The 3,275-nt window shown below is 64.2% G+C and carries 4 protein-coding genes; all 4 read left to right on the forward strand.

The features are described from left to right. Window positions 1-502: DODA-type extradiol aromatic ring-opening family dioxygenase (locus QOD90_RS08135; protein ID WP_526348449.1), on the forward strand; the 502-nt coding region annotated here is incomplete at its 5' end. Continuing rightward, window positions 499-1,338 (forward strand): alpha/beta fold hydrolase, encoded by an 840-nt coding sequence (locus QOD90_RS08140; RefSeq protein WP_526348451.1) that lies wholly within the window; start codon window positions 499-501, stop codon window positions 1,336-1,338. The genes QOD90_RS08135 and QOD90_RS08140, both read left to right, overlap by 4 nt. Further along, a complete protein-coding gene (locus QOD90_RS08145) occupies window positions 1,335-2,636 on the forward strand; it encodes an aromatic ring-hydroxylating oxygenase subunit alpha (protein ID WP_526348453.1) in 1,302 nt (433 codons plus the stop codon). The genes QOD90_RS08140 and QOD90_RS08145 overlap by 4 nt, the downstream gene beginning before the upstream one ends. Beyond that, complete coding sequence (locus QOD90_RS08150) at window positions 2,636-3,157, forward strand: aromatic-ring-hydroxylating dioxygenase subunit beta (RefSeq protein ID WP_526348455.1); 522 nt, start codon at window positions 2,636-2,638, stop codon at window positions 3,155-3,157. The genes QOD90_RS08145 and QOD90_RS08150 overlap by 1 nt, the downstream gene beginning before the upstream one ends. The last annotated feature ends 118 nt before the right edge of the window (window positions 3,158-3,275 follow it).

The following is a 3,275-nucleotide window of genomic DNA, read 5'->3' on the forward strand; positions in this document are numbered from 1 at the left end:
GACCGAATTTCCCTATCCCATCATTCCGATCACGGTGAATTGCTATGGGCAGCACGCGATCGCGAGGCGGGGTGGCTTAGCCAGATTCGCCGAGATTGCCCAAGAACGGCTCGACCCAGTCGGGCCCACCCCGGCCCGCTGCTTCGCCCTTGGCAGGGCCGTCGCCCAAGCATTTACCGAAACCGATCTGCGGGTGGCACTCGTCGCCTCGTCGAGCTGGTCGCACGCCTTCTTGACCGACAAGACCTGGCACATCACCCCCGACACCACCGCCGATCGACGGCTTTACGACTTGCTCGTCGATGCCGACTACGACGCCTGGCAATCCACTCCCACTCGGGACGTAGTCGATTCGGGGCAGCACGAAATGCTCAATTGGTTCTGCCTGACCGGCGCCGCAGACGAACTGGGTCTCGAACTGGCGTGGTCTGAATTGGTCACCACGGATGTCTTCAATTCCAACAAGTGCTTTGCCGTCTTCGAGGAAGGACGTCAGCAATGACCCTGCACACCGCTTCCCCACCGGTGGCCACACCGCACGACATCGACGCCGGGGGCATCAGGACTCACTATCTAGAAGCGGGATCGGGCCATCCGGTGGTCATGCTGCACGGGTCAGGGCCCGGCGTATCGGCAACTGCCAACTGGCAAAACAACATCGGGACGCTCGCGAAGGACTTCCGGGTGTTGGCGCCCGACATCGTCGGCTTCGGCGACACCGAACGTCCCGCGGACGTCGTGTACTCGCTGCGGACATGGACCGACCACGTGTGGGCATTCCTCGACGCACTCGGAATCGAAAGCGCCTCGATCGTGGGGAACTCGCTCGGTGGCCGCATCGCGATGCAGATGGCTACCGACCAGCCTGATCGGATCACGAAGATGGTGCTGATGGGCGCCCCCGGCATCGGCATGACGCTGACCGAGGGCTTGGCGGCACTGCGCGCATACCGCCCATCACCGGACGCCATGCGCGACCTGTTGCGCAACTACTTCGCGGTGGATCCCACGATGATCACCGACGACCTGGTGCGGATCCGTTACGAGGCCAGCGTGGCCAACGGTGCGTTCGAGGCGTACCAGGCGATATTCCAGGACCCGCGGCACAAGGGATCCGAGCTCGGTATCACCGAGGAAGAGGTCCGCGCGATCAGGATTCCTACCCTGTTGGTCCACGGTCGCGAAGACAAGGTGGTACCGCTCGCCGTCTCCGTCACGATGCTGGGCTTGTTTCCGAACGCCGACCTCCACGTCTTCAGCGCGTGTGGACACTGGACTCAAATCGAACGGGCGCAGGAATTCTCGGCGCTGGTGGCGAACTATCTGGATTGCCCGTGAGCACCGGGACCGAACCCAGGGTCGACGTGGCGTCGATGCCGATCGCACCGATCGTCGTCGATGACCGACAGAACAACGCGTTTCGGGTGCATCGGTCCGCGATGACCTCGCCCCAGATACTTCGGGACGAGGTAGAGCGGGTCTTCGCACGATCGTGGCTCTACGTCGGGCACGAGTCCGAGATACCGCGGCCGGGCGACTTCGTTCGACGGCCCGTCGCCGGTCGGCCCGTCTTCATGGTGCGTAGCGCAAAGAGCGGGCAGATCAACGTCTTCCACAACTCGTGCACCCATCGCGGAGCGATGGTTTGCCGCCAGGAATCGGGCAACGCGAAGGTGTTCTCCTGCTTCTATCACGCGTGGAGTTTCGACACCGAGGGCGAGCTCAAGGGCGTGCCCGACCGGGCCGCCTACGCAGGCGGGCTGAACTTCGCGGAGCTGGGTCTCAAACGCGTTCACCGCGTCGAGTCCTACAGAGGGTTCGTCTTCGCCAGTTTCGACCCCGACATCGTCGACCTGTCGACATACCTCGCCGACGCCAAGGAATACATCGATCTCGTCGTCGACGGCTGCGGCGGATCGGTCGAGACGATCAGGGGCACCAACGAATACAGCTTCGATGCGAACTGGAAGCTTCTGGTGGAGAACAGCATCGACGGATATCACGCGCAGTCGACACACGATACCTACTTCAAGTATCTGGTGTCGATCGGCACGGACCTGGGAAGCGGAGTCGACGGACGCGCGGTGAGCCTTGGCAACGGCCACGCGGTGATCGAGTACTCCGCCCCCTGGGGTCGCCCGGTCGCCAAGTGGGAGCCGATGTTCGGCGAGCAGGCGCGCGACGAAATCGACCGCCTGCGAGCCGAACTCGTCGACCGCTTCGGCGCCGATCGCGCACACAAGATCGCCGAGACCAACCGCAACCTGCTCATCTACCCCAACCTGGTGATCAACGACATCATGGCGGTGACGGTGCGGACGCTGTTCCCCACAGCGCCGAACCGCGTGGACGTCACGGCGTGGCAGCTCGCCCCCCGCGACGAACTCCCCGCACTGCGTCAGCGCCGACTGGATAGCTTCCTGACCTTCCTCGGCCCCGGCGGCTTCGCCACCCCCGACGATGTCGAGGCCCTCGAGTCCTGTCAGCAGGGCTACGCCAGCGGCGGCGTCGAATGGAACGACATCTCGCGCGGCATGGGACGTGGACCGATGGCCAACGACGAAGAACAGATGCGAGAGTTCTGGCGGCGTTGGCAGACACAGATGGGTGCCGCAGCGGAAGTAGGAAGTGTCTGATGAGCGCGTCCATTTCCCTGGCCGCCAGAATCAGCCGGTCCGACCTCGAGGACTACCTCTACGCCGAGGCTGCCCTCCTCGACACCTGGGCGCTCGATGAATGGTTGCAGCTGTTCGACGATGATGCGAAGTACGAGGTGCCGTGCAACGACGCCCCCGATGGCGACCCGACGCGGGATCTCATGCTCATCGACGACGACCTCACCAGACTGAAGGCACGGGTCGAGCGGCTCAACAGCCGACGCGCTCACCGCGAGTACCCCCACTCGCGCACCAATCACCAGGTGTTCAACGTGCGCGTACTGAACGAACAGGTCGACGACACGGGCCAGGTGACCGAGGTGTCGGTGTCAGCATCCTTCACCGTCTGGCGGTTCCGCGGCGGTCGGTCCAGCAGCTACGTCGGGCGATACCAGTACCTACTACGCGTGACGGGCTCCGGTCTGCGCATCGCCCGCAAGCGCGCCGAACTCGACATGACCGACCTGCGCGCCGTCTCCGACGTGGCGATCATCCTGTGAGCGGCGCACTCGTCGGCCGCACGGCCATCGTCACCGGAGCAGCGTCGGGCATCGGCCTCGGTGTGGCCGAACGGCTCATCGCGGACGGCGTAAGGGTCTTCGCGGCAACCCGCTTCAA

The organism is Mycobacterium sp. (assembly GCF_032161845.1).
Classification (GTDB): Bacteria; Actinomycetota; Actinomycetes; order Mycobacteriales; family Mycobacteriaceae; genus Mycobacterium.

Bases quoted from the DNA above. Each gene is read 5' to 3' on its own strand.
- QOD90_RS08140 (WP_526348451.1), top strand. From the start codon at position 499: ATGACCCTGCACACCGCTTCCCCACCGGTGGCCACACCGCACGACATC.
- QOD90_RS08150 (WP_526348455.1), top strand. From the start codon at position 2,636: ATGAGCGCGTCCATTTCCCTGGCCGCCAGAATCAGCCGGTCCGACCTC.